Here is a 26,492-nt window from a genome sequence, read left to right on the forward strand (position 1 = left end):
TTCCACCTCGCATCCCCACCTCGCATCCCCGCGTTCCCAATGAGCACCATGCCTGCTACCAGCACCAGCCGACCCTTCCATACCCTGCTCGTCGCCAACCGCGGCGAGATCGCCCTGCGCATCATGCGCACGGCGCGCCGCCTGGGCCTTGCCACCGTGGCGGTGTACTCCGAGGCCGACCGCCACAGCCCGCACGTGGCGTTTGCCGACCGCGCCGTGCGCATCGGCGACGCCGCGCCGCGCGCCTCCTACCTGAACATCGAGGCCATCGTCGCGGCCGCGCGCGACAGCGGCGCCGACGCCGTGCACCCCGGCTACGGCTTCCTGGCCGAGAACGCCGCGTTCGCGCAAGGCGTGGCGCAGGCCGGGCTGGTCTTCGTCGGCCCGCCGGCCGCGGCCATCCGCGCGATGGGCAACAAGGCCGAGGCCAAGCGCCTGATGCTGGCCGCCGACATGCCCTGCATCCCCGGCTACCAGGGCGAGGCGCAGGACGACGCCGCGCTGCTGCATGCCGCGGCGCAGATCGGCTTCCCGCTGATGGTCAAGGCCGCGGCCGGCGGCGGCGGGCGCGGCATGCGGCTGGTGCGCGAGGCGCAGGCGCTGCCGGGCGCGCTCGCCAGCGCGCGTTCCGAAGCCGGCGCCGCGTTCGGCTCCGGCGAGCTGATCCTCGAGCGCGCGGTGATCGCGCCGCGCCACGTGGAGATCCAGGTCTTCGCCGACACGCACGGCAACGCGATCCACCTGGGCGAGCGCGACTGCTCGGTGCAGCGGCGCCACCAGAAGGTGGTGGAAGAGGCGCCGTCGCCGGCGGTGTCGCCCGCGCTGCGCGCGCGCATGGGCGAGGCGGCGGTGCGCGCCGCGCAGGCCATCGGCTACGTGGGCGCGGGCACCATGGAATTCCTGCTCGACGGCGACGGCAATTTCTACTTCATGGAGATGAACACGCGGCTGCAGGTCGAGCATGCCGTGACCGAGGCCATCACCGGCTTCGACCTGGTCGAATGGCAGTTGCGCGTGGCCGCCGGCGAGCCGCTGCCGGTGACGCAGCAGCAGGTCGCGCTGCGGGGCCACGCCATCGAGGTGCGGCTGACCGCCGAGGACGTGGCCGCCGGCTTCCTGCCGCAGGGCGGCCCGGTGCTGCGCTGGCGCCCGCCCGCCAACGGGCATGACGTGCGCGTCGACCACGCGCTGCAGGAGGGCGGCGAGATCCCGGTCCACTACGACTCGATGGTGGCCAAGCTGGTGGCACACGGCGCCACGCGCGAAGAGGCGCGCCGCAAGCTGCTGCGCGCGGTGGAGCAGACCGTGCTGCTGGGCGTGGCCAGCAACCAGGGCTTCCTGGCCGATTGCCTGGCGCACGCCGCGTTCGCCGGCAACGATGTGCATACCGGTTTTGTCGAGGCGCACATGCAGGACGCGCTGCGGGCAGCGTCCCCCGCCTTGCCGCAGGTGGCCTGCGCGGCGCTGGCCGCCGCCGGGCTGCTGGCGGAGGGCGCGCGGCCCGGGCTGGTGGCGCCGGCGTTCAGCCTCGGCCTGCAGGCGGGCGGGCAGCAATGGCGCGTGGACGTGCGCGCCGCCGCGCCGGGCTGGGACGTGACGCTGCGCGAAGGCGACGCGGCCCACACCGTGCGCGCCCGCGTGCTGCGCGCCGATGCCGGCGACGGCAGCGCGCTGGTGGAGTGCGACGGCATGGCCTTGCCGCTGGTGTTCGCGAGCGCGGCCGATGCCCTGCACCTGTTCAGCGCGGGCCGCGCCTGGCGCTTCGACCGGCTGGACCCGCGCCGCAAGCAGCGCGCGGGCGGCAGCGCGGAAAGCGCCGGCGAACTGCTGGCGCCGCTGACCGCGCGCATCGTGGCGGTGAAGGCCGCCGCCGGCGAGGCGGTGCAGGCCGGCCAGGTGCTGGTGGTGCTCGAGGCGATGAAGATGGAGCACGCCATCGCCGCGCCGTTCGACGGCGTGCTGGCCGAGCTCAATGCGCGCGAAGGCGGGCAGGCGCGCGCCGGCGCCTTGCTGGCGCGCGTGGCGGCGCCGGCCGGCGCGCGGGGTAGCGGGGAGGAACAGGCATGAGCCCGGGCGCGGACGCCGCGCGCACCGTGAGGATAGGCGGCGCCTCCGGCTTCTGGGGCGACTCCGCCATCGCCACGCCGCAGTTGCTGGCCGTGCCCGGCCTGCAATACCTGGTCTACGACTACCTGGCCGAGACCACCATGTCGATCCTGGCGCGCGCCCGCGCCAAGGACCCGGCGCTGGGCTACGCCACCGATTTCGTGCAGGCCGCGATGGCGCCGCACCTCGGCCAGATACTGGCGCGCGGCATCCGCGTGATCGCCAACGCGGGCGGCCTCAATCCGCAGGCCTGCCGCGCCGCGCTGCTGGCGGCGGCCGCGAAGCAGGGGCTGGCGCCCAGGGTGGCGGTGGTGAGCGGCGACGACGTGCTGGCCCGCTTCGACGGCTGGCGCGCCGGCGGGCTGACCGATCTCTACAGCGGCGCCGCGCCGCCCGCGGAGCTGCTGTCGGCCAACGCCTATACCGGCGCGCAAGGCATCGCCCGCGCGCTGGCCATGGGCGCCGACATCGTGATCGCCGGGCGCTGCGTGGACAGCGCGGTGGTGGTCGGCGCGCTGGCGCACGAATTCGGCTGGCAATGGCACGAGTGGGACCGCCTGGCCGCCGGCACGCTGGCCGGCCACGTGATCGAGTGCGGCGCGCAGGCCACCGGCGGCCTGTTTACCGACTGGCGGCGCGTGCCGGACTGGGACCGCATCGGCTATCCGGTGATCGACTGCGCCGCGGACGGCAGCTTCGTGCTCTCCAAGCCGGACGGCACCGGCGGCCTGGTCGATCCCGCCGCCGTGGCGGAACAGGTGCTGTACGAGGTGGGCGACCCGGCCAGCTACCTGATGCCCGACGTGACCTGCGACTTCCGCATGGTGCGCACCGCGCAGGTGGCGCCCGGCCGGGTGCGCGTGCACGGCGCGCGCGGCCGCGCGCCCGGCGCGCACTACAAGGCCAACGGCACCTGGCAGGACGGTTACCAGCTCAGCCTGATGATGGCGATCCGCGGCATCGACGCGCCCGCCAAGGCCCGCCGCACGGCCGAGGCGCTGCTGGCCCGCACGCGCGCCATGCTGGCGGCCAACGGCCTGCCGGACTACACCGACACCGTGGTCGAGCTGCTCGGCTGCGAATCGCAATACGGCCCGCACGCGCGCGCGCTGCCCACGCGCGAGGTGGTGCTGCGCATCGGCGCGCGCCACGCGCAGGCGCGCGCGCTGCGCTTCCTGCAGCGCGAATGCTCGTCGGCGGGCACCTCGATGGCGGCGGGCACGCGCTCCTCGTTCGCGGGGCGCGTGGATATCCAGCCGGTGGTGAAGGTGTTCTCGTTCCTGGTGCCGAAGTCGGAGGTGCCGATGCGGGTGGAGCTCGACGGCAGCGCCGAGACGCTGTCGTGCGCGGCGATCGTGGGCGACCTGCCGGCGGCCGAGGCGTTGCCGCCCGCGGCCCACGTTCCGGCCATTCCCGCCGGTCCGCGCGTGACCGTGCCGCTGGTCGCGCTGGCCTACGCGCGCAGCGGCGACAAGGGCGACGACGAGAACATCGGCGTGATCGCGCGCGAACCGGCTTTCCTGCCGCTGTTGCGCGAGCAGCTGACGCCCGCCGCCGTGCGCGCGTACTTCGCGCATCTGGTCGAAGGCGAGGTCGAGCGCTTCGAGGTGCCGGGCCTGCACGCGCTCAACTTCCTGCTGCACCGCGCGCTGGGCGGCGGCGGCGTGGCCAGCCTGCGCTCGGACCCGCTCGGCAAGAGCTATGCGCAGATGCTGCTCGATTTCCCGCTGACGGTGCCGCCAGGCTGGGCGTAGACCCGGCCGCAGCGCTTGCGCAACGCCGGCCGCCATCCAACCGATACCAAGGGCGCCGGTTCCATCCTGACGGAGGAGACATGAAGACGACGAAGACGAACCGGGCCCGCGGCCGATGGGCCGGCGCGTGCCTGCTCGCCGCGGCGCTGGCGTGCGGCATGGCCGGCGCGGCGCGGGCCGACGCGGCTTATCCCGGCAAGCCGCTGCGCGTGGTGGTGCCGTACACGCCGGGCGGCGTGTCGGACGCCGTGACGCGGCTGGTCATGCAGAAGCTGGCCGAGCGCATCGGCCAGCCGGTGGTGGTGGAGAACCGCCCCGGCGCCAACGGCATGATCGGCTCCGACAACGTGGCCAAGTCCGCGCCGGACGGTTATTCGCTGCTGGTGGTGGTGGCCGCGCATGCGATCAATCCCAGCCTCTATCCCAGGATGGCCTACGACCCGGTCAAGGACCTGACCGGCGTCAGCCAGATCGGCCGCATCCCGCTGCTGCTGGTGTCCAGCGCGCAGTTGCCGCCGTCGAGCGTGAAGGAGCTGGTGAGCTGGGGCAAGGCGCATCCCGACAAGATGACCTATGCCTCCAGCGGCAATGGCTCGGGCGCGCACCTGGCCGGCGAGCTGTTCTCGCAGGCCGTGGGCATGAAGATGACGCACGTGCCGTACAAGGGCGTCTCGCCGGCGCTGCCGGACCTGTTCTCGGGCCAGGTGGCGATGATCTTCGATTCGGTGCAGACCATGATGCCGCAGGTCAAGGCCGGCAAGCTCAAGGCGCTGGCCATTACCAGCCCCGCGCGCTGGCCCGCCGCGCCGGACGTGCCGACCATGGCGGAGGCGGGCTATCCCGGCGTGACCGCCAGCAGCTGGATCGGCCTGATCGCGCCGGCGAAGACGCCGAAGGACGTGCTGGCCAGGCTGTCGGCCGACATGGACGCGGTGCTGCACCAGCCCGACGTGAAGGCGCGGCTGATCGAATACGGCATCGATCCGGTGGGCGGCACGCCCGACCAGTTCCAGTCCTTCATCAAGGACGAGGCGGCGCGCTGGGGCGCGGTGGTGAAGAAGGGGGGCATCACGGTGGAGTGAGCCCGCCGCCGCGCGGCTAGGCTTCGCCCGGCTGCGGCTCGCGCGCGTCGAAATCGAGCTCGATCCTGGCGCCGTTGGGATCGTGCAGGAACAACTGCCACAGGCCGGAGCCCGCCTGCCGCCCGAGCGTGAACGGAATGCCGCGGCGCCGCAGGTCGCGCGCGTGGTGCTCCAGCCCGGTGGCGGTGAAGGCCATGTGGTCCAGCACGCCGGCCGAGGGCGCCGGCAGCGCAGCGGTCGCGACGAGGTGGACGATGGGCGCGCCGCCGGCGTACAGCCACGCGCCCGGGAACGAAAACGGCGGGCGCGGGCCGGTTTCGAAGCCCAGCACCTCGCGATAGAAAGCGACGCTGTCTTCGAGGGCGTCGGTCAGGACGGTGAAGTGGTTCATCCCGGCAATCGGCATGCCTTGCTCCTTGGGCGGGAGCGTTGTGCTCCCTGATCGATATGGTGTGATCGGTGGCGCGCAGTCCCCAGTCTAGACGGTCCCGCCGGCGCGCGTTCCCGCCGATGCCGCGCGGCGCTGTCCTGCGCCGTAATATCATGCATGATATATTCTGTGCGCGTCAAATCCGGACGCGGCGCAGGCATGCCGGGGCGGGTTGCCCCCGGCGTCGGACCCGCATTCTCCCCATCGCACCACGAACAGACAACGCCGTCAGGCAAAGGATGTCGCCATGAAGTACATCGAGCACGGCCCCGGAACCGGGGCGGACACGCTGGTATTGCAGGAAGCCGCCACGCCGCGCGCGGGCGCCCACGAAGTGCTGATACGGGTGGCGTTTGCCGGCGTCAACCGGCCCGACGTGCTGCAGCGGCTCGGCCTCTACAACCCGCCGCCCTCGGCTTGCCCCTACCTGGGGCTGGAGGTCGCGGGCACGGTCGAGCAGGTCGGGGAAGCGGTGACGCGCTGGAAGGCCGGCGACCAGGTCTGCGCGCTGACCCACGGCGGCGGCTATGCCGAATTCTGCGTGGCCGACGAGCGCCACTGCCTGCCGGTGCCCGCCGGCCTGACGCTGGCGCAGGCCGCGGCGCTGCCGGAGAACTACATCACGGTGTGGGCCAACCTGTTCGCGGGCAAGCTGGTGTCGGCGGGCAAGTCCGTCCTCGTCCACGGCGGCAGCAGCGGCATCGGCATCACCGCCATCCAGCTCGCGCGCGAGGTTGGCGCCGAGGTGGCCGTCACCGCGGGCAATGCGCACAAGCTGGAGATCTGCCGCCGGCATGGCGCCACGCACCTGATCAATTACCGGGAGCAGGATTTCAACGACGCCGTCGCCGAGGCGACCGACGGCCGCGGCGTGGACGTGGTGCTGGACATGGTGGGCGGGCGCTACATCGAGAAAAACCTGCGCGCGCTGGCGCTGGACGGCGCGCTGGTGCAGATCGCGTTCCTGGAAGGCAGCCGCGTCGACATCGACCTGCTGCCGGTCATGCTCAAGCGGCTCAACGTGACCGGCTCCACGCTGCGCGCGCGCACGCCGCAGAACAAGGCCGAGCTGATCGAGGGCCTGCGCGCGGCCTTCTGGCCGGTGCTGGAGCAGGGCCGGTGCCTGCCGCTGATCCACGCCGTGATGCCGCTCGCCGAGGCCGGCCGGGCCCACGCGCTGATGGAGTCGAGCACGCACGCCGGCAAGATCCTGCTCGAGGTGGCGCCGGCCTGAGCGCGCCCGCGCAGCCTGCGCTCAGCCGCCGGCTTCCCCGGCCGGCGTGCTCTGCGCGAGGAAGTCGATCAGCGTGCGCGAGGCGGCCGACAGCCGCCGGTGCGGCGCGAAGACCAGCGAGAAGGGCCGCGTGCGCCCGCTCAGGCGGGGCAGCACTTCGACGAAGCGGCCTTGCCGGATGCGCTCGCCGGCGATGAAGCGGTAGGTCTGGCAGATGCCCAGGCCCTGCTCGGCCAGCGACACCACGCCGAGCACGTCGTCCGATACCTGCATGCCGGCCGATGGCGTCCAGTCCACCTCGCTGCCGCCGTCGCTGAATACCCACGGCGCCACGCGGCCGGTGCTGGGCATCACGAAGTGCAGGCAGGCATGGCCCGCGAGGTCGGCGATGGCCTGCGGGGTGCCGGCGCGCGCCAGGTAGTCCGGCGTGGCGACCAGGCACAGCCCGGCATCTTCGAGGCGGCGCGCGACCAGCCCGCTGTCCGGCAGCTTGCCCAGCCGGATGGCCACGTCAAAGCCCTCGGCCACCAGATCCACGTTGCGGTTGGTGATGTTCAGTTCGACCTGCACGGCCGGGTGGCGCTGCGCGAAGCGGCGCAGCAGCGGCGGCAGGCGGTAATGGCCGTAGGTGGTGGGCACGCTCAGGCGCACGCGGCCGGCCACCTGGCCGTCCTGCCCCTGGATGGCGCGCTCGGCATCGTCGATCAGCGCAAAGGCGGTGCGCGTGCTTTCCAGGTACAGGCGGCCCGCCTCGGTCAGGTTGAGCCGCCGGGTGGTCCGCCGCAGCAGCTGGATGCCCAGGCGCGCTTCCAGCCGCGCGATGGCGCGGCTGAGGACCGACGGCGTGGTCGACAGCGCCACCGCGCCGGCGCTGACCGAGCCCTTTTCCACCACGGCGATAAACGCTTCCACATCGCCCAGGTGATCGAATCGCCGTGCCATTTTTGCCTCTGAAGAACAGGTGATTTCCCTTTGCAGGAGTTTATCGCCGATGGCGGCGTGAATAAAGTGTGAGCGTCTTTCCTCGCCCTTGCTCGACCCTAACCCTTCCTATCTTCGAGACAGAACATGAACCTGACCAGCAGCATCGCCGCCGGCGCGGTGGCCGCCATGACCGCGTTCAGCGCGCACGCGGGCAACGTCCTCGTGGTGCTTTCCGACGCCGACCACCTCGACCTGAAAGACGGCAAGGTGTACCAGACCGGCTTCTATCTGAACGAACTGATGCAGCCGGTGAAGCGCCTGCTCGACGCGGGCCACTCGGTGACCTTCGCCACGCCCGCGGGGCTGGCGCCCACGGTGGACAAGTCGTCGCTCGACAAGATGTATTTCGGCGGCGACGAGGCCGCGCTGCAGGCCCACCAGGCGCTGATGGCGCAACTGAACATTACTTCGCGCAGCGGCTCGCCGGTGATCAGCCTGGCGCGCGTGGCGCAGATCGGCTATGCGCATTTCGACGCGGTGTATATCCCGGGCGGGCACGCGCCCATGCAGGACCTGTCGCACAGTGCCGAGCTGGGCAAGCTCCTGGCGGACTTCCACGCCCGGGGCAAGACCACGGCGCTGGTGTGCCACGGCCCCATCGCGCTGCTCTCCACGCTGCCGGACGCGCGCGGCTTCGTGCGGGCGCTCGAGGCCGGTGCCGGCGCGCAGGCCGTGCCGGGCTGGACCTATGCCGGCTACCGGCTCACGGTGATCAGCAACCAGGAAGAAGAGCAGGCCAAGGGGCTGCTCGGCGGCGGGACGATGAAGTTCTACCCGCAGACGGCGCTGGAACTGGCCGGCGCGCGCTACGGCAGCAACGTGGCGCCGTGGACGCCCTACGTGGTGACCGACCGCGAGCTGATCACCGGGCAGAACCCGGCTTCCGCGCTGGCCGTGGCCGACGCGCTGCTCGCGCGGCTGCGGCAGGCCCGGTAGGCCCGGTAGGCCCGGCCCGCGGTCAGACCGGTTCCTCTTCCCGCGACGCCATCCAGTCGAGCAATACCGTCTTGCCCCACTGGATGTCGTCGCCGATCGCCGCCGACACGGTCTTCGGGTCCTTCCGGGCGAGGCCGTCGAGCACGCGGTAGTGCGGGTGCTCTTCCAGGCTTTCCCTGCTGGCCTGCAGTTCCGTGTGGAAGATATGCAGCAGCGGGCCCATCCGCACCCACATGCTTTCCACCACCGCGAACAGGTTCGGCAGGTGGGACGCGGCAAGCAATTCGAAATGGAACTTGCGGTTCAGGCCCGCCGCTTCGCGCGGGCTGGACGATACCGCCTTGATGAAGGCCTCATGCGTCTTGCGCAGCCGCGCGATCTCCTGCGGCGTGATGCGCAGCGCGGCGGCCTCGGCCGCGGCGCCTTCGAGCAGCGTGCGCATCAGCTGGATCTCGGAGACCGTGCCCGGGTCCAGCTCGGGCACGGTGATGGAGGTCGCCGCCGTCATTTCCAGCGCCTGCTCGCTCACCAGCCGGAAGATCGCCTCGCGCACGGGGGTGGTGCTGGTCCCCATCGACTGGGCCAGTTCCGCCACGCGCAAGCGCTCGCCCGGCACGTACTTGCCGCTCATCAATGCGGACCGGATCTGGTCGTAGACGCGTGACGACAGATTGCTCTTCTCCACGCGCACGAGTTCTTTCATGACAGCCTGCCTCGGTAAGGAATGTTCAGGGACACATCATATATGATGTGCGGGGTCGATTTTCCGGTCATGCCGCGCTGCCGGCGTTGCCGGGCGGCGCGCCAAGCAGGTAGTCCACCAGCAGGTCGATCTGCGCCGTCACCATGTGCTCGCCGAGATGGACGCGGCACCCGCGCGCCTGCGCCGCGAGCAGCAGCGGCGTGCGCGCCGGCTGCATGATGACTTCCGCCACGATGGCCTGCGGCCGCAGCAGCGCGGGGTCGAGCGGCAGGGGATCGTCGGGTTTCAGGCCGAGCGAGGTGCCGTTGACGATCAGGTCCCAGTCGCCCGCCGGATCCGCGGCCGAGGCCACGGCCGCGCCGGGCCGCTTCGCCTGCAACTGCGCGGCCAGCGCGTCGGCCTTGCCGCGCGAGCGGTTGACGATGGCCAGTTGGGCGACGCCGGCATCGAGCAGGGCGGCGGCCACCGCGGTGGCGGCCCCGCCCGCGCCCAGCAGCAGGGTCCGCTTGCCGGCCGGGTCGATGCCCTGCGCGCGCAGGCCCGCCACGAAACCCACGCCGTCGAACATCCTGCCGACCAGGCGCCCGTCGGGCGTGCGGCGCGCCACGTTGCACACGCCGAGGTCGGCCGCCACGCCTTCGAGCTCATCGCACAGCCGCGCCACTTCCTGCTTGTGCGGCACGGTGACGATCACGCCGGCGAGGTTCTCCACCGCACGCAGGCCCGCCACTGCGCCGGGCAATTGCGCCGGCGAGACCTGCCACGGCACCAGCACCGCATTCAGTCCCAGCGCCGCGGCGCGCGCATTGAAGAAGGCCGGCGTGCGCACGTGGTGCGCGGGGTAGGCAAGGATGACGACGACCCGCGTGCGGCCGTCGATCGGGCCCACGGCGGGTTGGTTGGTTTGCGGCATCGTGTAGTGCTCCAGGGAGAATCGGAAGAACAAGCCGAGGGGTTGCAAGCGGGCCGCGGCAAAAAAGCTTCTTGCCAGCCACCGATAATGATGTAGCATATATCCTATATCATGTATTGGGAAGGGCGGGACGCCATCGCAGCGGCGTCCCGCCCGGCCCGGCAGCAGCGGGCCGGCATTCGCCAGGCCGGCGCAAACCAAGGAGGAGACAACGTGCAAGCGGTATTTGGCTCGCCCGGACGCTATGTCCAGGGCGCGGGAGCGCTGGACGCGCTGGGCGGGCATGTGGCCCGGCTCGGCCGCGACGCGGTGCTGATCGCGGACCGCATGGTGATGGAGATGATCGGCGAACGCGTCGGGCAGCTATGCAGCGCCGCCGCGGTGGCGCTGCGCCGGCTGAGCTTCGACGAAGGCCTGACGCCGGAGCTGGTCGCCCGCCTCGTCGGCGAACTGGGCGGCAGCGCGCCGGCGGTGATCGTCGCCGCCGGCGGCGGGCGCAGCATCGACGCCGGCAAGGCGCTGGCGGACCATTACCAGGCGCCGGTCATCACGGTGCCGACGGTGGCCTCCAACGATGCGCCGACCAGCAAGAACTACGTCCTCTACGACGCCCATCACCGGCTGCTCGAGGTCAGGCATCTTCCCTACAGCCCGGCCTGCGTCATTGCCGACACCGCGCTGATCGCGCAGGCGCCCGCGGCGATGCTGCTGGCGGGCATCGGCGATGCCATCTCCAAGTCCTTCGAAGCGGCGCAATGCGCGGCCGCTCCCCGGGGCGCGAACATGTTCGGCACCCGGCCGCTGCTGTCGGCGGGGGCGCTGGCGCGCGAATGCCACCGCGTGCTGATGGCCGATGCGCAGGCCGCGCTGGCGGTGGCCGGCTCCGGCGTGCCGGATGCCGCCTTCGAGCGGGTGGTGGAGGCCACCATCCTGATGTCGGGCCTGGGCTTCGAAAGCGGCGGCCTGTCGATCGCGCACGCGCTCACGCGCGGGCTCTCCGCGCTGCGCCACGCGCAGCGCGCGCCCCACGGCCTGCAGGTGGCATACGGCCTGCTGGTCCAGCTCGAACTGGAGCAGCGCCAGGACGGCGCGCGCGCCGAGATCGAGGCGCTGTATCGCCGCATCGGCCTGCCGCTGCGCCTGGCCGACCTCGGCCTGACCGATGCCTCGCGCGAGGAGCTGGAGGCGGCCGCGGCGCTGTCGCTGGCGGCCCCGCACATGAAGAATTTCCCGCGCGAACTGGACGCCGCCGCGATCGCCGATGCGATGCGGCAGGTGGACGCGCGCGCGGCGCAGGCCGCGCGCTGAGCGGCCCGGCGGGCAGGCCGCCAGGCGGACACACGCCAGGCCGGCCGCGCGCGATGGCGCCGCCGGCGGCGAAGCAGACTATCCGGAGCCCGGCGCCAGCGTGCGCGGGCGGTAATTGAGAGGAGCGTAAGCCAATGCATTTCCCCAGTCCCTTGAAAAAATGCATGATATATCGTGCATCAATCAACAACGGAGGCACCCGATGAGCCAAGCCATTGTGTCGGCCCTGGCGCCGCAGCCGACGGCCGCCGACGGCGCGTTCGCGCCCAGCGCGGAGCAGGTCGCGCGGCTCAGGGAGCGCGCCACCTTCGTGCGCCTGGAAACCATCCGCCTGATCGAGATCGCCAAGACCGGGCACTACACCTCGGTGTTCTCGGCGGCGGAGACCTTCGCCGCGCTGTACTACGACGTGATGAAGCTGCGCCGCGGCGAGCCCGGCTGGCCCCAGCGCGACCGCTTCCTGATGGGCAAGGGCCACGCCGCGGTGGGCCTGTTCCCGATCCTCGCCGACCTGGATTTCTTCCCCAAGTCCTGGCTCGACGAATACACGCGCCTGGGCAGCCCGCTGGGCGACCACCCCGACATGCGCAAGGTGCCGGGCATCGACTTCAGCTCCGGCTCGATCGGGCACGCGCTCTCGGCCGGGCTGGGCATGACGCTGGCCGGCCGGCACGCGGGGCTGGACTTCACCACCTTCGTGATGCTCGGCGACGGCGAGATGCAGGAAGGGCAGGTGTGGGAGGCGGCGATGTCCGCCGCGCACCATCGCGCCAACCGCCTGATCGCCATCGTCGACCGCAACGGCTACCAGCTCGACGGCGCGGTGGACGAAGTGATGGGCATCGAGCCGCTCGACGCGAAGTGGCGCGCGTTCGGCTGGGAAGTCCATGTGGTGGATGGCCACGACGTGGCCGCGCTGACCGCCTTGCTGCGCCGGCTGCGCGCCGACGACGCGCGCGCCACGCCGGCCTGCGTGATCGCCAGGACCGTCAAGGGCAAGGGCGTTTCCTACATGGAGACCGAGCCCGGCTGGCACCTGGGCTACCTCGCGCCCGAAGACGCGCGGCGCGCGGCCGAAGAAATTCTCGCCAGGGACAAATAAGAGGACCGACAGCATGAACCAGCCACTTTCCAAGGACTCCTGGCAGTACCGGGGCCTGAACGCCATCACGCCGGGCCTGAGCTACCTGTCCAACGGCCTGATCGACCTGGTCGAGGCCGGCGCGCCGGTGCTCGCCGGCTCGGCCGACCTGCAGTACTCCAACGGCCTGGCCCGCTTCGCCCAGCGCTTTCCCGAGCGCTACATCCAGTTCGGCATCTCCGAGCAGAACATGGTGACCGCGGCCGCCGGCATGGCCACCGTGGGCTACACGCCGTTCGTCGCCACCTTCGCCTCGTTCCTGGCGCTGCTGTGCTGCGAGCAGATCCGCATGGACGTGGCCTACTGCGGCCTGCCGGTGCGGCTGGTCGGCCACCACGCGGGCATCTCGCTGGGTTTCTACGGCACCTCGCACCATGCCACCGAGGACCTCGCCATCATGCGCTCGATCGCCGACCTCACCGTGGTGGCGCCGGCCGACGGCCCGCAGCTGCGCGCCGCGGTCAAGGCCTCGGCCGGCCATGCGCAGCCGATCTATTTCCGCATCGGCCGCGGGCGCGAGCCGGACGTCTACGAAGAGGGCGTGCCGTTCGAATTCGGCAAGGCCATCGAGCACCAGCAGGGCGAGGAGCTGACGCTGATCGCCACCGGCTCGTGCGTGCATCCCGCGCTGGAGGCGGCGAAGCGGCTCGGCGCCGCCGGCCGTTCGGTCGGGATGATCGACATGGCCACCGTCAAGCCGCTCGACCGCGACGCCGTGCTGCGCGCCGCCGCGCGCTCGCGCGTGCTGATGACGGTGGAGGAGCACAACGTGCTGGGCGGCCTCGGCGGCGCCGTGGCGGAAGTGCTGGCCGACGTCGGCGCCGGCGTGCGGCTGGTGCGCCACGGCATCCTCGACGAGTACAGCCTGATCGCGCCGCCGACGCATCTGTACGCGCACTACAAGCTCGACGCGGACGGCATCGAGCAACTGGCGCGGCAGGCCATGGCGGCATAGCAGGACCCGGCCGCGGCGGCCGCGGCGGGCGGGGACAAGGCCCCGCTCCCGTCCGCCGCGCCGGCGCAGGTGGAGGTGCAGGGAGCTATTGCATAACAAGTCATAAAGACAGAACGGTTCGACACAGGAGACAGTCAATGCGCAACCTCGTTTCAAGAACCCGGCGAGCGGTCCTGCTTGCCGCCGGCCTCGGCGCCGCCATGGCGTGCGGCGCGATATCGGCCCAGGCCCAGGTGAAGGAGATCCCGATCGGCTTCGTGCTGCCGTTGTCCGGCGGCGCCGCCACCATCGGCAACCAGACCAAGCAGGGCGCCGAGATCGCCGCCGAGCAGATCAACCAGGCCGGCGGCATCCGCTCGCTGGGCGGCGCCAGGCTCAAGCTGATCTTCGCCGACAGCCAGTCCAAGCCCGACGTGGGCGTGGCCGAGACCGAGCGCCTGATCCAGCGCGAGAACGTACCGCTGATCGTGGGCGCCTACAACAGCGCCGTGACCTTCCCGGCCACCGAGGTGGCGGAGCGCTACAAGGTACCCTGGGTGGTGACCGGCGCGGTCAAGGACGAGATCACCGAGCGCGGCTTCAAGTACGTGTTCCGCCCCAACAACAAGGCCATCTACGACGCGCGCGAGCAGATCGACGCGCTGGACCTGCTCAAGAAGGAAACCGGCAAGGGGCCGAAGAACATCGGGCTGTTCTACGAAGGCACGGACTGGGGCCGCTCGCACGCGGCCAACATCAAGAAGCTGGTCAAGGAGCGCGGCTATGCGATCTCGCTCGACGAGTCGTATCCGCCCAACCAGACCGACCTCTCGGCGCAGTTGCTGAAGATCCGCAGCGCGAAGCCGGACGCGCTGATCGTGGTGGCCTACACGCCCGACCACATCCTCTTCACGCGCCAGCTGGCGGAAAGCCGCCTCTACATTCCGTACGGCGTGCATTCGGTGGGCGGCGGCTCGGAGGACCCGAACTTCTACAAGGCGGTGTCGCCCAAGGCGGTCGAGTACATGTTCGTGCAGGATGACTTCCAGGTCGACATCATGCGCGCGGCCAAGGACCCGGCCATCATCGACGCGGACGCCAAGTTCAAGGCGGCGCTCGGCTACGGCATGAACTCCTACGGCTCGCAGGGCATGTCCAACGTGTACATCGTCAAGGACGCGCTCGAGCGCGCCGCCTCGGTCGACCGCGAGAAGCTGCGCGCGGCGCTGGCCGCCACCGACATCTCCAGCGGCCCCGCGCTGGTCACCGGCTACCAGCGCATCAAGTTCGACGACCAGGGCCAGAACACCTATGCCCACGGCGTGATCTCGCAGAACCTCAACGGCGAGCGCCGCACCATCTGGCCGGTGGAGAACCGGCTGGCCGGCGTCAAGCCGGTGTGGCCGCTGCCGGCGCCCGCCGCGCGCTGAGCCGGGCACGCAGTCGCACGGTCCGGCGTGGCTGCCGGACCGTCACATCCCGCACGGCGGCCGCGGCCGCCGTGCCCAATCGAGGTAGGTATATGGACCCAATCATTCTGGCCTACGCCGTGGTCAACGGCGTACTGCTCGGCGGGATCTACGGGGGCATCGCGCTGGGCCTGAGCCTCATCTTCGGCGTGCTGAGGGTGATCAATTTCGCGCATGGCTCCTTCCTGATGCTCGCCATGTATCTCAGTTACCTGCTGTGGTCGGTGTTCGGCATCCACCCGTACGCCACCGCGCTGGTGACCGTGCCGGTGCTGTTCCTGCTCGGCTATGTCACCCAGGCCGTGGTCATCGCCCCGCTGTTCCGGCGCGAGACCACCATGGTGGTGGAGCCGCTCGGCGCCTTGCTGCTCACCACCGGCATCTTCCTGGTGATCGACAACGCCATCCTGATGAGCTTCGGCCCCGACGTGCGCACGGTCACCACCGACACGCTGAGCGGCTCGGTCGACATCGGCGGGCTGCCGGTCAACGTGCCGCGCCTGATCGCGTGCGCGGCGGCGGTGGCCGTGTCGGCCGGGCTGGCCTACTGGCTGCGCTGCACCGACACCGGGCGCAAGATCCGCGCCACCGCGCAGAACCGCGAGGCCGCGGCGCTGTCGGGCATCAACGTCGGGCGCGTCTACAACGTGACGTTCGGCATCGGCGCCGGCATCCTCGGCCTGTTCGGCGCGCTGCTGGTGCCGTTCCTCTCGGTGTCGCCGTCCACCGGGCTCGGCTTCGGCATCAAGTCCTTCCTGGTGGTGGTGCTGGGCGGCATCGGCTCGATCCCCGGGTCGCTGCTCGGCGGCCTCGTGCTGGGCATCTTCGAATCGTTCGCTTCGCAGTTCGTGACCGCCACTTCCGCGTCGGTCTTCTCGTTCTGCCTGTTCATCGTTGTCCTGCTGGTCCGGCCGAACGGCCTGCTAGGCCGCAAATGAGGAGGACCACCGCATGAAGTCGTCAAGGACCAATATCAACCTGGTGCTGGGCATGCCGCTGCTGTGCGCCGCGGTGGTGCTGCCGCTGTTCGTCAAGGACAGCTATGTGCTGCACTCGCTCGTCATGGTGCTGTACTTCGCCTACATGGCGTCGGCGTGGAATTTCGTGTGCGGCTACGTCGGCCAGCTCTCGCTCGGGCACTCGGTGTTCGCCGGCAGCGCGGGTTACGTCACGGTGCTGCTGTTCACGGGGCTGGGCCTGTCGCCGTGGCTCGGCATGTGCGCCGGCGGGCTGGCGGCGGCGCTGCTGGCGGTGTGCATCGGCTACCCCACCTTCAAGCTCAAGGGGCCGTACTTCACGCTGACCACCATCGCCTTTGCCGAGATCGTGCGCATCTGGGTGGAGAACACCGACGAGTTCCTCGGCATCCCGCTCAAGGGCGCGCAGGGGCTGGTGATCCCGCCCTCGGCCGGGGGCTGGGCGGCGTTCCAGTTCGACGGCAAGGTGCCGTACTACTACATCATCCTCGCCATGCTGGTGGTGATGCTGCTGGCCACGCTGGCGCTCGAGCGCTCGCGCCTGGGCTATTACCTCAAGGCCATCCGCGGCGACGAGGCGGCCGCGCAGGCGGTGGGCGTGAGCACCACGCGCTACCCCCTCATCGCGCTGGCGATCAGCGCCTTCATGACCGGCCTGGGCGGCGCCTTCTACGCGCAGTTCTTCCGCTACATCAACCCGGAGCGGAACATGGGGCTGGACCTGTCGATCGACGCCGCCGTCATGGCCATCGTCGGCGGGCAGGGCACCATCATCGGCCCGGTGATCGGCGCCTTCGTGCTGCATCCGGTCTCGGAGCTGGCGCGGACCTACTTCGCGGGGCGCTTCCTCGGGCTGGACCTGGTGATCTACGGCCTGGTGCTGATCGGCGCGGTGCTCTATTTCCCCAAGGGCATCGTCGGCCCGCTCGAGCGCCTGCTGCAGCCGCGCGCGCGGCGCGCCGCCACGGTCGATGCGCCCGCGGCGCGCAAGGCCTAGGAGGACCACGCCATGGACAACCTGCTCGAAGTGAAATCCATCTCCAAGCGTTTCGGCGGCCTGCAGGCGGTCGACCGCCTCTCGTTTGCCGTGCGCCGCGGCGAGATCCTGGGCCTGCTGGGCCCGAACGGCGCCGGCAAGACCACCGCCTTCAACCTGATCGCCGGCTTCATCAAGGCCGACGAGGGCGAGATCCTGTTCGGCGGCAAGCAGATCCGCGGCTGCGAGCCGTACCAGATCTGCGCCAGCGGCATCGCCCGCACGTTCCAGCTGTCCAAGCCGTTCGGCGGACTGAGCGCGCTGGAGAACGTCATGGTCGGCGGCTTCGCGCGCGGCGCCGGGCGCGCCCGCGTGCGCGACGAAGCCTACGCCTGCCTGGAGTTCCTGGGCCTGGCCCAGCGCGCCGACACCGATGCCAACGACCTCACCGCGTTCGACAAGCGCAAGCTCGAGCTGGGCCGCGCGTTGGCCACCCAGCCGCGCCTGCTGCTGATGGACGAGGTGGTGGCCGGCGCCACGCCGAGCGAGGCGGGCGAGATGGTGGAGCTGGTGCGCAAGGTGCGCGACCGCGGCATCACGGTGCTGATCGTCGAGCACGTGATGAAGGTGATCATGGGTTTGTCGGACCGCGTGATCGTGATGGAGCAGGGCCGGCTGATCGCCGACGGCGTGCCGGCCGAGGTGGTGAAGATGCCCCAGGTGCTCAAGGCTTATTTTGGAGACGGCTATGTCGGCGCCAGTGCTTGAAGTCAGCGATATCTGGTCGGGCTACGGCGAGCAGCAGATCCTGCGCGGCGTGAGCCTGTCGCTCGCGCCGCGCTCGATCACGGCGCTGATCGGCGCCAACGGCGCCGGCAAGACCACCTTCCTGCGCACGGTCTCGGGCCTGCTGCGCCGCAAGCGCGGCACGGTGCGCCTGAACGGCAAGGACATCGACGGACTCGCCCCGCACGAGGTGGTGCTGGAAGGCTTCGTGCAGTCGCCCGAGGGCAAGCAGCTGTTCCTCGGCATGTCGATCCTCGAGAACCTGCTGGTCGGCGCCAGCAACCCGCGCGCGCGGGCGCGCCGCGCACAGACCCTGCGCGAAGTGTTCGAGCTGTTCCCGATCCTGGAGGAGCGCCAGAAGCTGGCGGCCTCCACCTTGTCGGGCGGGCAGCAGCAGATGCTCGCGGTCGGGCGCGCGCTGATGGCGATGCCGCGCGTGCTGGCGCTCGACGAGCCGTCGCTGGGGCTGGCGCCGATCATGGTCGACCGGCTGTTCGACAGCATCCGCCGCCTCAAGGAGCGCGACCTCGCCATCCTGGTCATCGAGCAGAACGTCAACCAGGTGCTGGACATGGCGGACTACGGCTACGTGATCGAGAGCGGCGCGATCGCGCTGGCCGGCACGGGCAGGGAACTGCTGGCCAATCCGCATCTGCGGGCAACCTATCTCGGCGTCTAGCGTGCTGGCCGCCGGATCGGGAACGGGCCCAAGAACCGGCCCAAGAACCGATGCAAGAACCGACATAAAAACCACAGGAGTCAGGAAAGATGGAACAAGGTGTAGCAGTGGTGACGGGCGGCGGCACGGGCATCGGCCGCGCCATCGCCGAGGAACTGCACGCGGCGGGCATGCGCGTGGTCTGCCTCGGCATGGACGCCGACGCGGACCTGCCGGACGGGCTGGCATTCCGCCAGCTCGACGTGACCTCGGCCGAGGCCGCGCGCGCCGCGACGGCTGACCTGGAGACGGTGGCGGTGCTGGTGAACGCGGCCGGCATCATCCGCCACGAAGGCCGCGAGTTCACGCCCGAGGGCTTCCGCGCGGTGGTCGACGTGAACCTGAACGGCTCGCAGATCCTGACCAGCGTGCTGCAGGAACGGCTGGTGCGCGCGCGCGGCTCGGTGGTCAATATCGCCTCGATGTGGAGCTACTTCGGCTCGGCCAACAACCCGGCCTATGCCGCCAGCAAGGCCGGCATCCTCGGCCTGACGCGCTCCTACGCCGCGGCGCTGGCGCCGCACGGCGTGCGCGTCAATGCGGTGGCGCCGGGCTGGATCCGCACGCGCCTGTCGGCCGGCGCGCTGGACAATCCCGAGCGCAGCGCCGCCATCATGGCGCGCCTGCCGATGCGCCGCTGGGGCGCGCCGCGCGACGTGGCGCGCGTGGTGCGCTTCCTGTGCTCGGAGGACGCCGGCTACGTGACCGGGGTGATCCTGCCGGTGGACGGCGGCTTCGGCATCGCCTGAGGCAGTCCGGAGCCGCCCCAAGCCGCCCCAAGCGGCCCGATTGTTGCCGCGGATTCAAGTGTCTTGTGTCCGCGGGGCTGTTTTTCGTCTGGCCCGGGCCGCCCATACTCCGCTCCGTAGCGTAGCGCCGGCCCCATCCCGGGCGCCGCGCCGGGCCTCCGCGTCGCGGATGCCCCACGCCGCAACATCACGGAGAACCAGCATGAACGCCAAGACCTTCCTCACCGCCGCCAGCCTCGCCACCGCCTTTGTCGCCGCCTCGGCGCACGGCGCCAACGTGGACGGCGTGGTCGACAACGCCGCGCGCAACACCGCCGTGCATGGCACCCTTGCCCGCACGGGCCAGCGCGATGCGTACACCGACGGCGCCCGCGGCCGCATCGATCCGTACCTGGACGGCGCGCTCGTGGCCGGCATGGACCGCAGCGGCCCGTCCGCGCCGCCGGCGCGCCAGCGCGATGCGTACACCGACGGCGCGCGCGCCTGAGCCACGCCGGGCGCCGCCCCCCGCCGCGGGGGCGGCGCCCGGCCAGCTACAGGATCCCTTTTTCCCTCAGTCCCGCCACCTCGGTTTCGCTCAGCCCCAGCTCCGCGCGCAGCGCGCGGTCGGTATGCTCGCCCAGCATCGGCGGCGCTTTCATCGTCACCGGCGTGGCCGAGAAGCGCAGCGGGCTGCGCAGGCTGGGCGCGGTCACGCCGCGCCCGTGCGGCAGGTGCATCAGCAGCTCGCGGTGCCGGACCTGCGCGTCTTCGAATACCTCGTCCAGGTCGTTGATCGGCCCGCCCGGCACGCCGCAGCGCTCCAGCGTCTCCAGCAGCTCGGCGCTGCGCCAGCCGGCGATGCGCGCGCCGATCAGCTCGCGCAGCGCGTCGCGGTTGGCCACGCGGCCCACGTTCTGCGCGAAGCGCGCATCGGCGGCGACCTCGGGGCAGCCCAGCAGCTTGCACAGCGCGGCGAACTGGCCGTTGTTGCCGGCGGCCACGATCAGGTGGCCGTCGCGGCAGGCGAAGACCTCGGAGGGCGCCGCCACCGGGTTGGTGTTGCCGGCGCGGCGCGGCAGCTGGCCGGTCATCTGGTAGCCGAGCGCGAGGTGCCCGTTGGCGGCCACCGAGGCATCGATCATGGCCGCGTCGATGTACTGGCCTGCGCCGGTGGCCTGGCGGTGGTAGAGCGCGCCGAGCAGCGCCACCGAGGCGTACATGCCGGTGAGGATGTCGGTGATCGGGATGGCGGTGCGCATGGGCGCGCCGCCGGGGCTGCCGTCGGGCTGGCCGCAGGTGCTCATCAGGCCGGCCATGCCCTGCAGGATGAAGTCGTAGGCCGGGCGCGCGCTGTAGGGGCCGTCCGGGCCGAAGCCGGTGACCGAGCAATAGATCACGTCGGGGCGCAGCGCGCGGATGGATTCGTAGTCGAGCCCGTATTTCTTCAGGCTGCCGGCCTTGTAGTTCTCCACCACCACGTCGCAGCGCGCGGCCAGCCGGCGCACCAGCTCGGCGCCCGCGGGGCTGGCGATGTCGATGGTCAGGGACTGCTTGCCGCGGTTGCTGGCGAGGAAGAAGGCGGAGTCGTTGGTGAGGTTGCCCTGGGCGTCGGTCAGGAAGGGGCCCATCTTGCGGGTGTCGTCGCCGTCGCCGGGCTTCTCTATCTTGTAGACGGTGGCGCCCATGTCGGCCAGGTTCTGCGTGGCCCAGGGACCGGCCACCACGCGCGTCAGGTCGAGTACCTTGATGCCTTCCAGGATTGCGCTCATGTGCATGCCGCCCAAAAAAAGAGATCCGGCATCATTGGCCGGATCCCGCGTTCAGGCAATTCACCAATGCCAAAGCCGGATTACGGCGGGGCGGAAGCGTGCGAGTGGGGCGCGTGCCCGGGAGCGGCCTCGTGCACATGCATGACCGGCGCCTGGCGGGGATCGAAGTCGCAGCTCGGATTGGCCTCGTCGTGCGAATGCGGGGTCAGCGCGCCCGGGATGTGCCGGCTGCTGAGGCCGTCGGCGTTGAGCCAGGCCAGCGTGGCGGCGGCCGCGCGGTCGATCAGCGTGCCGCACTGGGTGTAGTCGTACGGCGAGACGTCGAGCGGGCACAGCGGCGGCACCACCGAGATGTGCGCGTGCCCGGCCCAGCGCTCCAGGTCCTGCACCAGCTGGCGCGCCACCAGCAGCGACAGCGCGTTGAAGGCATGGTCGATGGGGCCGCGCGGCTCGCGCCGGGCCGCGCAGGCGAAGCCGGCCGGCAGCACCACCACGCGCGTGGCGCCCAGGCGGATGGCCGTGGAGACCGGCGTATTGTTGGCCACCCCGCCGTCGATCAGCGTGCGCCCGCCGAGCCTCACCGGGGGGAACACGCCGGGGATGGCGGCGCTGGCCAGCACCGCCTGCACCAGGCTGCCGGAGGACAGCACCACCTCCGAGCCGTTCTGCATGTCGGTGGCGACCACGTACAGCGGCAGCTCGGCCCTTTCCATCGGCATGTCGCCGAAGTGGTGCGAGAGCAGGCGCTGCAGCGCGTGCGATTCCACCAGGTGACCGCGCTGGCCGCGCAGCATGCCGAACAGGCTGCGCCACGACCACGGCATCACCTCGGCGCGGCGCAGCCCGCGCCACAGCGATTCGAGCTTGGTGGTGCCCGCCGCGTGGGGGTTGCAGGCGTAGTAGGCGCCGTTGATGGCGCCGGCGGAGGCGCCGATGACCATGTCGGGCTTGATGCCCCAGGCGACCAGCTCGCGCAGCATGCCAGCCTCGATGGCGCCGAGGCTGCCGCCGCCGGCGAAGACGAATGCGGTTTTTTCCATGGTTCGTGGTGCAGGGCAACAACGGTATGGGAAATCCTGTCAAGGACAGCATAGGCGACATCCGGCCGGCTTGACAGGCCGCGCGGCGCCAATGGCACAGGTGTGCACACAGTGCCAGAAAAAGCACCGGCGCGCCTGGTTTTTCCGGCCCCGGCAGGCAAGCCCGTCCCCCAATACAATGCACAGGTTCAACCGAACCCCGAATCCAACCAGACTGGAGCAACGCGATGCCCATCATGCAGGTTTTCCTCATCGAAGGCCGGACCGACGAACAGAAGGCGCGCCTTATCAGCGCGCTCACCGACGCCGCGGTGGAATCGATCGGGGCGCCGATCGAGACCGTGCGCGTGATGATCACCGAGGTGCCGAAGACGCAGTTCGGCATTGCCGGCAAGACGGCGAAGGAACTGGGCCGCTGAGCGGCGGGCGGTTTACTTTACAATCGCTGCGCCTTCCGTCCACCAGCGTCCACCAGCCTTCCCGCCCTCCCGGCCTTCCCGGAACCGACATGACCGCACTGCGCACGCTCTATCCCCCGATCGAACCCTATGAGAGCGGCACGCTCGACGTCGGCGACGGCCACGTCATCTACTACGAGCGGGTCGGCACGCCGGGCGGCAAGCCCGCCGTGTTCCTGCACGGCGGGCCCGGCGGCGGCATCTCGGCCGAGCACCGCCGGCTGTTCGATCCCGCGCGCTACGACGTGCTGCTGTTCGACCAGCGCGGCTGCGGCCGCTCGACCCCGCACGCGGGGCTGGAGGCCAACACCACCTGGCACCTGGTCGAGGACATCGAGCGGCTGCGCCGCCTGGCCGGCGCGCAGCGCTGGCTGGTGTTCGGCGGCTCGTGGGGATCCACGCTGGCGCTGGCCTATGCGCAGCGCCACCCCGAGCGGGTCAGCGAACTGGTGCTGCGCGGGATCTACACGCTCAGCAAGGCGGAGCTGAACTGGTATTACCAGTTCGGCGTGTCCGAGATGTTCCCGGAGAAATGGGAGCGTTTCCAGGCGCTGGTGCCCGAGGCCGAGCGCGGCGACATGCTGGGCGCGTACCGCAGGCTGCTGACCGGCAGCGACCGCGCCAAGCAGGTCGAGGCCGCCAAGGCGTGGAGCCTGTGGGAGGGCGAGACCATCACGCTGCTGCCGGACCCGGCGTTCTCCGCCTCGCATGGCGACGGGCATTTCGCGCTGGCGTTCGCCCGCATCGAGACGCATTACTTCGTGCATGGCGGCTGGCTGGAGGAGGGGCAGCTGCTGCGCGACGCGCACCGGCTGGCCGGCATTCCCGGCGTGATCGTGCATGGCCGCTACGACATGCCTTGCCCGGCGCGCCATGCCTACGCGCTGCACCGGGCCTGGCCCGCGGCCGATTTCCACCTGATCGAAGGGGCCGGGCACGCGTGGTCCGAGCCGGGCATCCTCGACCAGCTGGTGGCCGCCACCGACCGCTTCGCCGCCAGCCGCGGGTAGCGCCGCCGGCCGGGCGCTCAGGCTGCTGCGGCTTCGGCTTCCGCTTCCGCCCGGCTCATGCGCCGGATGGCCTGCGGCGGCTGGCCGAACGCGCGCAGGAACGCGCGCCGCATGCGCTCGCGGTCGCCGAAGCCGGTGTCGCGCGCCACCACGTCGATCGGGTGGCGGCCCGACTCCATCATCAGCCGCGCGGCCTCGATGCGCAGATGCTCCACCGCCTTGGCCGGGGTCTGCCCGGTTTCCTCGCGGAAGGCCCGGCTGAACTGGCGCGGGCTGAGATGCGCGGCCTGCGCCAGTTGCTCCACCGACAATTCCTCATGCAGGTTCCGCCGCGCGAAGTCCAGCGCGGACTGGATGCGGTCGGACCTGGGCTGCAGCTCGAGCAGCGCGGAGAACTGCGACTGGCCGCCCGCGCGGCGGTGGTAGACCACCAGCTTGCGCGCCACCTGGCGCGCGATCTCGGCGCCGGCGTCCTTTTCCACCAGCGCCAGCGCCAGGTCGATGCAGGCGCTCATGCCGGCCGAGGTCCAGACCGGGCCATCGATGATGAAGATGCGGTCCTCCTCCATCTTCACCTTGGGATAGGCGCGGCGAAAGCGCGCGGCGTAGTACCAGTGGGTGGTGGCGCGGCGGCCGTCGAGCAGGCCGGCCTCGGCCAGGTTGAAGGCGCCCGTGCAGGTGGCGCCGACGCGCCGCGCGGACGGCGCCGCTCGCCGCAGGAAGGCGGCCAGCCCCGGTGGCGTGGGCAGGACATCGTTGTCGCCGACCACCAGCACGGTGTCGAACGGCTGGTCGTCGAGCGGCATCGTGGTGACGGAAAAGCCGCCCGAGGTGAGCACCGGGCCGCCGTGCTCGGACAGCAGCACCACGTCGTAGAGCTGGCGGCCGGCGGTGATGCTGGCGAATTCCAGCACCGTGGTGACGGCCAGGTTCATGGCCTGGAAGCCGGGGTAGACGACGATGCCGGTGCGCAGCGGGGCGCGTCCGGCCGCAAGGATGGCTGATGGCATAAAAGGTGGCATCTATGACATTGGTGCCATCGGACTATACGCCTAATCTTGCTTCCGTGATTGCCGGCAATCGGGCCGGCAGCAATAACGGAGAGCATCATGGCAACCACGCAGCACACCGCAGACCAGTCCCACCGGGGCACGGCCCTCATCACCGGCGCCTCTTCCGGCATCGGCGCGATCTATGCCGACCGGCTCGCCCGGCGCGGCTACGACCTGATCCTGGTGGCGCGCAACCGCGAGCGGCTCGACACACTGGCCGGGCGCCTGACCACCGAGACCGGCCGTTCGGTCGAAGTGGTGGTGGCCGACCTGGGCAAGGACGCCGACGTGCGCCGGCTGGAAACCCTGCTGCGCGACGACGCCAGCATCACCATGCTGGTCAACAACGCCGGCATCGGCGCGGCGGCCCCGCTGCTGCAGTCGGACGTCGACAAGATGGAAGCCATGATCGCGCTCAACGTGACCGCGCTCACGCGCCTGACCTATGCCGTGGCGCCGGCTTTCGTGGCGCGCGGCACCGGCACCATCGTCAACATCGCCTCCATCGTGGCGGTGGCGCCGGAAGTGCTCAACGGCGTGTACGGCGGCTCGAAAGCCTTCGTGCTGGCCTTCACGCAGTCGCTCCAGCACGAGCTGGCCGCCAAGGGCGTGCGGGTGCAGGCGGTGCTGCCGGGCGCCACGCGCACGGACTTCTGGGAAGTGGCCGGCCAGCCGGTGGAGAACCTGCCCGAAGCCTGGGTGATGAGCGCCGAGGACATGGTCGACGCGGCCTTGTCCGGCTTCGACCAGGGCGAAGTGGTCACGATTCCGTCGCTGCCGGAGGCCGCCGACTGGCAGGCCTTCGAGGCCGCGCGCGCGGCGCTGGGGCCCAATCTGTCGCGGCGCGAGCCGGCGGCGCGCTTCAAGGTGGGGGCGGCGGCCTGAGGCGGCGGGATTGAGGCGCGGGGCTCAGGCCCTCAGGCCCGCTTCCACACCGGGGAGTCCGCCACCACCACCTTCTTCGGCAGGATCTTCTGGCTGGTAAAGGCGTCGGCGATGCGCTGCTGCTCTTCCAGCGAGGCGGCGTCGACGGTCTGCACCTGGTAGGTGCGGCGGCGGTTGGCCGCTTCCACGGTGGGCACGTCCAGCCCGATGAGCGGCGCATGCCACTGCGCGGCGGCGGCCGGGTTCTGCTTGATCCACTCGCCGGCGCGGCGCAGTTCGTCGTAGACCACCGCCAGCACGTCGGCGTGCTTCTGCGCGTACGGCGTGGCGGCCAGGTAGAAGCGCCGGTAGCTCGACAGGCCCTTGCCGTCGCGCAGGATGCGCGCGTTGGCCTGGCGCTGCACGGCGGCCAGGAACGGGTCCCAGATCACCCAGGCGGCCACGCTGCCGCGCTCGAAGGCCGCGCGCGCGTCGGCCGGGCTCAGGTAGGCCGGCTCGATGTCGCGGATGGTCAGGCCCGCGCCGGCCAGCGCCTCGAGCAGCAGGTAGTGCGCGCCGGCGCCCTTGGCGAAGGCCACGCGCTGTCCCTTCAGCTGGGCGATTTCCCGGATCGGCGAATCCTGGCGCACCACGATGGCCTGCGCTTCCGGCGAGGGTGTCTCGATGGCGTAGTAGGTGAGGTTGGCGCCGGCGGCAAGCGCGAACGGCGGCACGGCGTCGGCCACGTCGGCGCTCAGGTCCAGGTTGCCGATGTTGAGCGACTCCAGCAGGGGCAGCCCGGAGGTGAACTCGTACCACTGCACCGAGGCGCCGAGCGGCGCCAGCGCCTTTTCCAGCGTCTCGCGCGATTTCAGCAGGATCATCAGCGTGGACGATTTCTGGTAGCCGATGCGCAGCGTGTGCTTCTGCGCCTGCGCGCGCGCCGGCAGCGCCGTGCCGAGCGTGGCGGCGGCGCCCGCCGCCAGCACGGCGTTCACCGCCATGCGGCGGCCTTTGTCGAATGCATGCGTCATTGCCGTTCCTGCGTTGTCTGTGCACAAGCGCAGCAGGGTAGGCGAGCGCGGGCCGCCAGGGAACGAAGAATGCCGCACATGCT

General features: G+C 71.0%; 26 protein-coding genes. 18 read left to right on the forward strand and 8 right to left on the reverse strand.

What is annotated here, in order from left to right; all coding sequences use genetic code 11:
* The first annotated feature begins 48 nt into the window (after positions 1–48).
* The 3 genes from ACKI2N_RS25315 (at position 49) to ACKI2N_RS25325 (ending at position 4,942) form a co-directional block, all read left to right on the forward strand.
* Positions 49–2,067 carry an acetyl/propionyl/methylcrotonyl-CoA carboxylase subunit alpha gene (locus ACKI2N_RS25315; RefSeq protein ID WP_420991549.1) on the forward strand — a complete coding sequence of 673 codons (2,019 nt, stop codon included), beginning with the start codon at positions 49–51 and terminating at the stop codon, positions 2,065–2,067.
* Complete coding sequence (locus ACKI2N_RS25320) at positions 2,064–3,860, forward strand: acyclic terpene utilization AtuA family protein (protein ID WP_420991550.1); 1,797 nt, start codon at positions 2,064–2,066, stop codon at positions 3,858–3,860. Before ACKI2N_RS25315 ends, ACKI2N_RS25320 begins: the two co-directional genes overlap by 4 nt.
* A gap of 80 nt (positions 3,861–3,940) precedes the next feature.
* On the forward strand, positions 3,941–4,942 hold the full coding sequence (locus tag ACKI2N_RS25325) for a tripartite tricarboxylate transporter substrate binding protein (RefSeq protein ID WP_420991552.1): 1,002 nt from the start codon (positions 3,941–3,943) through the stop codon (positions 4,940–4,942).
* 16 nt (positions 4,943–4,958) lie between these two features.
* Here the strand turns inward: ACKI2N_RS25325 and ACKI2N_RS25330 are convergent, their stop codons facing one another.
* A complete protein-coding gene (locus tag ACKI2N_RS25330) occupies positions 4,959–5,348 on the reverse strand; it encodes a VOC family protein (RefSeq protein ID WP_420991553.1) in 390 nt (129 codons plus the stop codon).
* A gap of 271 nt (positions 5,349–5,619) precedes the next feature.
* On the opposite strand from ACKI2N_RS25330, the gene ACKI2N_RS25335 reads away from it, so the two are divergent.
* Entirely contained in the window at positions 5,620–6,606 is a 987-nt protein-coding gene (locus ACKI2N_RS25335) for an NAD(P)H-quinone oxidoreductase (protein WP_420991554.1), read from the forward strand.
* A 21-nt stretch (positions 6,607–6,627) separates the two neighbouring features.
* On the opposite strand, the gene ACKI2N_RS25340 is transcribed toward ACKI2N_RS25335, so the two are convergent.
* Positions 6,628–7,548 carry a LysR family transcriptional regulator gene (locus tag ACKI2N_RS25340; protein ID WP_420991555.1) on the reverse strand — a complete coding sequence of 307 codons (921 nt, stop codon included), beginning with the start codon at positions 7,546–7,548 and terminating at the stop codon, positions 6,628–6,630.
* A gap of 126 nt (positions 7,549–7,674) precedes the next feature.
* Here ACKI2N_RS25340 and ACKI2N_RS25345 point away from each other — a divergent pair, with 126 nt between their 5' ends.
* Positions 7,675–8,526 (forward strand): type 1 glutamine amidotransferase domain-containing protein, encoded by an 852-nt coding sequence (locus ACKI2N_RS25345; protein WP_420991556.1) that lies wholly within the window; start codon positions 7,675–7,677, stop codon positions 8,524–8,526.
* 22 nt (positions 8,527–8,548) lie between these two features.
* Here ACKI2N_RS25345 and ACKI2N_RS25350 read toward each other — a convergent pair whose 3' ends face one another.
* Positions 8,549–9,229: a GntR family transcriptional regulator gene (locus ACKI2N_RS25350; RefSeq protein WP_420991557.1), complete on the reverse strand. Its 681-nt coding sequence runs from the start codon at positions 9,227–9,229 to the stop codon at positions 8,549–8,551.
* A 67-nt stretch (positions 9,230–9,296) separates the two neighbouring features.
* The gene (locus ACKI2N_RS25355; protein ID WP_420991558.1) at positions 9,297–10,142 is read right to left on the reverse strand and encodes a shikimate dehydrogenase family protein; all 846 of its coding nucleotides are present in this window, start codon (positions 10,140–10,142) and stop codon (positions 9,297–9,299) included.
* Between the two features lie 213 nt (positions 10,143–10,355).
* On the opposite strand from ACKI2N_RS25355, the gene ACKI2N_RS25360 reads away from it, so the two are divergent.
* The 10 genes from ACKI2N_RS25360 (at position 10,356) to ACKI2N_RS25405 (ending at position 19,687) form a co-directional block, all read left to right on the forward strand.
* Entirely contained in the window at positions 10,356–11,450 is a 1,095-nt protein-coding gene (locus ACKI2N_RS25360) for a glycerol dehydrogenase (protein ID WP_420991559.1), read from the forward strand.
* Positions 11,451–11,652: 202 nt separating this feature from the next.
* Positions 11,653–12,552, forward strand: a complete 900-nt coding sequence (locus ACKI2N_RS25365) for a transketolase (RefSeq protein ID WP_420991560.1) — start codon at positions 11,653–11,655, stop codon at positions 12,550–12,552.
* Positions 12,553–12,565: 13 nt separating this feature from the next.
* A complete protein-coding gene (locus ACKI2N_RS25370) occupies positions 12,566–13,546 on the forward strand; it encodes a transketolase family protein (RefSeq protein ID WP_420991561.1) in 981 nt (326 codons plus the stop codon).
* 137 nt (positions 13,547–13,683) lie between these two features.
* The gene (locus tag ACKI2N_RS25375; RefSeq protein ID WP_420991562.1) at positions 13,684–14,955 is read left to right on the forward strand and encodes an ABC transporter substrate-binding protein; all 1,272 of its coding nucleotides are present in this window, start codon (positions 13,684–13,686) and stop codon (positions 14,953–14,955) included.
* A gap of 92 nt (positions 14,956–15,047) precedes the next feature.
* On the forward strand, positions 15,048–15,932 hold the full coding sequence (locus ACKI2N_RS25380) for a branched-chain amino acid ABC transporter permease (RefSeq protein WP_420991563.1): 885 nt from the start codon (positions 15,048–15,050) through the stop codon (positions 15,930–15,932).
* Positions 15,933–15,945: 13 nt separating this feature from the next.
* Positions 15,946–16,968 (forward strand): branched-chain amino acid ABC transporter permease, encoded by a 1,023-nt coding sequence (locus tag ACKI2N_RS25385; protein WP_420991565.1) that lies wholly within the window; start codon positions 15,946–15,948, stop codon positions 16,966–16,968.
* A 12-nt stretch (positions 16,969–16,980) separates the two neighbouring features.
* On the forward strand, positions 16,981–17,715 hold the full coding sequence (locus ACKI2N_RS25390) for an ABC transporter ATP-binding protein (RefSeq protein WP_420991566.1): 735 nt from the start codon (positions 16,981–16,983) through the stop codon (positions 17,713–17,715).
* On the forward strand, positions 17,696–18,412 hold the full coding sequence (locus ACKI2N_RS25395) for an ABC transporter ATP-binding protein (protein WP_420991567.1): 717 nt from the start codon (positions 17,696–17,698) through the stop codon (positions 18,410–18,412). The genes ACKI2N_RS25390 and ACKI2N_RS25395 overlap by 20 nt, the downstream gene beginning before the upstream one ends.
* 89 nt (positions 18,413–18,501) lie before the next feature.
* The gene (locus ACKI2N_RS25400; RefSeq protein WP_420991568.1) at positions 18,502–19,200 is read left to right on the forward strand and encodes an SDR family NAD(P)-dependent oxidoreductase; all 699 of its coding nucleotides are present in this window, start codon (positions 18,502–18,504) and stop codon (positions 19,198–19,200) included.
* Between the two features lie 202 nt (positions 19,201–19,402).
* Positions 19,403–19,687, forward strand: a complete 285-nt coding sequence (locus tag ACKI2N_RS25405; RefSeq protein ID WP_420991569.1) for a hypothetical protein — start codon at positions 19,403–19,405, stop codon at positions 19,685–19,687.
* Positions 19,688–19,733: 46 nt separating this feature from the next.
* Here ACKI2N_RS25405 and ACKI2N_RS25410 read toward each other — a convergent pair whose 3' ends face one another.
* Positions 19,734–20,951, reverse strand: a complete 1,218-nt coding sequence (locus tag ACKI2N_RS25410; RefSeq protein ID WP_420991570.1) for a CaiB/BaiF CoA transferase family protein — start codon at positions 20,949–20,951, stop codon at positions 19,734–19,736.
* A gap of 80 nt (positions 20,952–21,031) precedes the next feature.
* Positions 21,032–21,991, reverse strand: coding sequence for a patatin-like phospholipase family protein (locus ACKI2N_RS25415; RefSeq protein ID WP_420991571.1), 960 nt, complete (start codon positions 21,989–21,991; stop codon positions 21,032–21,034).
* A gap of 227 nt (positions 21,992–22,218) precedes the next feature.
* Here ACKI2N_RS25415 and ACKI2N_RS25420 point away from each other — a divergent pair, with 227 nt between their 5' ends.
* Entirely contained in the window at positions 22,219–22,410 is a 192-nt protein-coding gene (locus tag ACKI2N_RS25420) for a 2-hydroxymuconate tautomerase (protein WP_420991572.1), read from the forward strand.
* Between the two features lie 89 nt (positions 22,411–22,499).
* Entirely contained in the window at positions 22,500–23,459 is a 960-nt protein-coding gene (gene pip / locus ACKI2N_RS25425) for a prolyl aminopeptidase (protein WP_420991573.1), read from the forward strand.
* A 17-nt stretch (positions 23,460–23,476) separates the two neighbouring features.
* Here the strand turns inward: pip and ACKI2N_RS25430 are convergent, their stop codons facing one another.
* Positions 23,477–24,469, reverse strand: a complete 993-nt coding sequence (locus ACKI2N_RS25430) for a GlxA family transcriptional regulator (RefSeq protein WP_420991574.1) — start codon at positions 24,467–24,469, stop codon at positions 23,477–23,479.
* 99 nt (positions 24,470–24,568) lie between these two features.
* On the opposite strand from ACKI2N_RS25430, the gene ACKI2N_RS25435 reads away from it, so the two are divergent.
* Positions 24,569–25,396 (forward strand): SDR family NAD(P)-dependent oxidoreductase, encoded by an 828-nt coding sequence (locus ACKI2N_RS25435; protein ID WP_420991575.1) that lies wholly within the window; start codon positions 24,569–24,571, stop codon positions 25,394–25,396.
* 32 nt (positions 25,397–25,428) lie between these two features.
* Here the strand turns inward: ACKI2N_RS25435 and ACKI2N_RS25440 are convergent, their stop codons facing one another.
* Positions 25,429–26,409, reverse strand: coding sequence for an aliphatic sulfonate ABC transporter substrate-binding protein (locus ACKI2N_RS25440; RefSeq protein ID WP_420991576.1), 981 nt, complete (start codon positions 26,407–26,409; stop codon positions 25,429–25,431).
* Between the last annotated feature and the right edge of the window lie 83 nt (positions 26,410–26,492).

Origin of the sequence: Cupriavidus sp. 30B13 (genome assembly GCF_049059565.2) — a bacterium.
Lineage (GTDB): Bacteria > Pseudomonadota > Gammaproteobacteria > Burkholderiales > Burkholderiaceae > Cupriavidus.

Bases quoted from the DNA above. Each gene is read 5' to 3' on its own strand.
- ACKI2N_RS25315 (WP_420991549.1), top strand. From the start codon at position 49: ATGCCTGCTACCAGCACCAGCCGACCCTTCCATACCCTGCTCGTCGCC.
- ACKI2N_RS25395 (WP_420991567.1), top strand. From the start codon at position 17,696: ATGTCGGCGCCAGTGCTTGAAGTCAGCGATATCTGGTCGGGCTACGGC.
- ACKI2N_RS25365 (WP_420991560.1), top strand. From the start codon at position 11,653: ATGAGCCAAGCCATTGTGTCGGCCCTGGCGCCGCAGCCGACGGCCGCC.
- ACKI2N_RS25380 (WP_420991563.1), top strand. From the start codon at position 15,048: ATGGACCCAATCATTCTGGCCTACGCCGTGGTCAACGGCGTACTGCTC.
- pip (WP_420991573.1), top strand. From the start codon at position 22,500: ATGACCGCACTGCGCACGCTCTATCCCCCGATCGAACCCTATGAGAGC.
- ACKI2N_RS25320 (WP_420991550.1), top strand. From the start codon at position 2,064: ATGAGCCCGGGCGCGGACGCCGCGCGCACCGTGAGGATAGGCGGCGCC.
- ACKI2N_RS25410 (WP_420991570.1), bottom strand. From the start codon at position 20,951: ATGAGCGCAATCCTGGAAGGCATCAAGGTACTCGACCTGACGCGCGTG.
- ACKI2N_RS25335 (WP_420991554.1), top strand. From the start codon at position 5,620: ATGAAGTACATCGAGCACGGCCCCGGAACCGGGGCGGACACGCTGGTA.
- ACKI2N_RS25325 (WP_420991552.1), top strand. From the start codon at position 3,941: ATGAAGACGACGAAGACGAACCGGGCCCGCGGCCGATGGGCCGGCGCG.
- ACKI2N_RS25355 (WP_420991558.1), bottom strand. From the start codon at position 10,142: ATGCCGCAAACCAACCAACCCGCCGTGGGCCCGATCGACGGCCGCACG.
- ACKI2N_RS25330 (WP_420991553.1), bottom strand. From the start codon at position 5,348: ATGCCGATTGCCGGGATGAACCACTTCACCGTCCTGACCGACGCCCTC.
- ACKI2N_RS25405 (WP_420991569.1), top strand. From the start codon at position 19,403: ATGAACGCCAAGACCTTCCTCACCGCCGCCAGCCTCGCCACCGCCTTT.
- ACKI2N_RS25340 (WP_420991555.1), bottom strand. From the start codon at position 7,548: ATGGCACGGCGATTCGATCACCTGGGCGATGTGGAAGCGTTTATCGCC.
- ACKI2N_RS25385 (WP_420991565.1), top strand. From the start codon at position 15,946: ATGAAGTCGTCAAGGACCAATATCAACCTGGTGCTGGGCATGCCGCTG.
- ACKI2N_RS25415 (WP_420991571.1), bottom strand. From the start codon at position 21,991: ATGGAAAAAACCGCATTCGTCTTCGCCGGCGGCGGCAGCCTCGGCGCC.
- ACKI2N_RS25400 (WP_420991568.1), top strand. From the start codon at position 18,502: ATGGAACAAGGTGTAGCAGTGGTGACGGGCGGCGGCACGGGCATCGGC.
- ACKI2N_RS25350 (WP_420991557.1), bottom strand. From the start codon at position 9,229: ATGAAAGAACTCGTGCGCGTGGAGAAGAGCAATCTGTCGTCACGCGTC.
- ACKI2N_RS25420 (WP_420991572.1), top strand. From the start codon at position 22,219: ATGCCCATCATGCAGGTTTTCCTCATCGAAGGCCGGACCGACGAACAG.
- ACKI2N_RS25345 (WP_420991556.1), top strand. From the start codon at position 7,675: ATGAACCTGACCAGCAGCATCGCCGCCGGCGCGGTGGCCGCCATGACC.
- ACKI2N_RS25430 (WP_420991574.1), bottom strand. From the start codon at position 24,469: ATGCCATCAGCCATCCTTGCGGCCGGACGCGCCCCGCTGCGCACCGGC.
- ACKI2N_RS25435 (WP_420991575.1), top strand. From the start codon at position 24,569: ATGGCAACCACGCAGCACACCGCAGACCAGTCCCACCGGGGCACGGCC.
- ACKI2N_RS25440 (WP_420991576.1), bottom strand. From the start codon at position 26,409: ATGACGCATGCATTCGACAAAGGCCGCCGCATGGCGGTGAACGCCGTG.
- ACKI2N_RS25375 (WP_420991562.1), top strand. From the start codon at position 13,684: ATGCGCAACCTCGTTTCAAGAACCCGGCGAGCGGTCCTGCTTGCCGCC.
- ACKI2N_RS25370 (WP_420991561.1), top strand. From the start codon at position 12,566: ATGAACCAGCCACTTTCCAAGGACTCCTGGCAGTACCGGGGCCTGAAC.
- ACKI2N_RS25390 (WP_420991566.1), top strand. From the start codon at position 16,981: ATGGACAACCTGCTCGAAGTGAAATCCATCTCCAAGCGTTTCGGCGGC.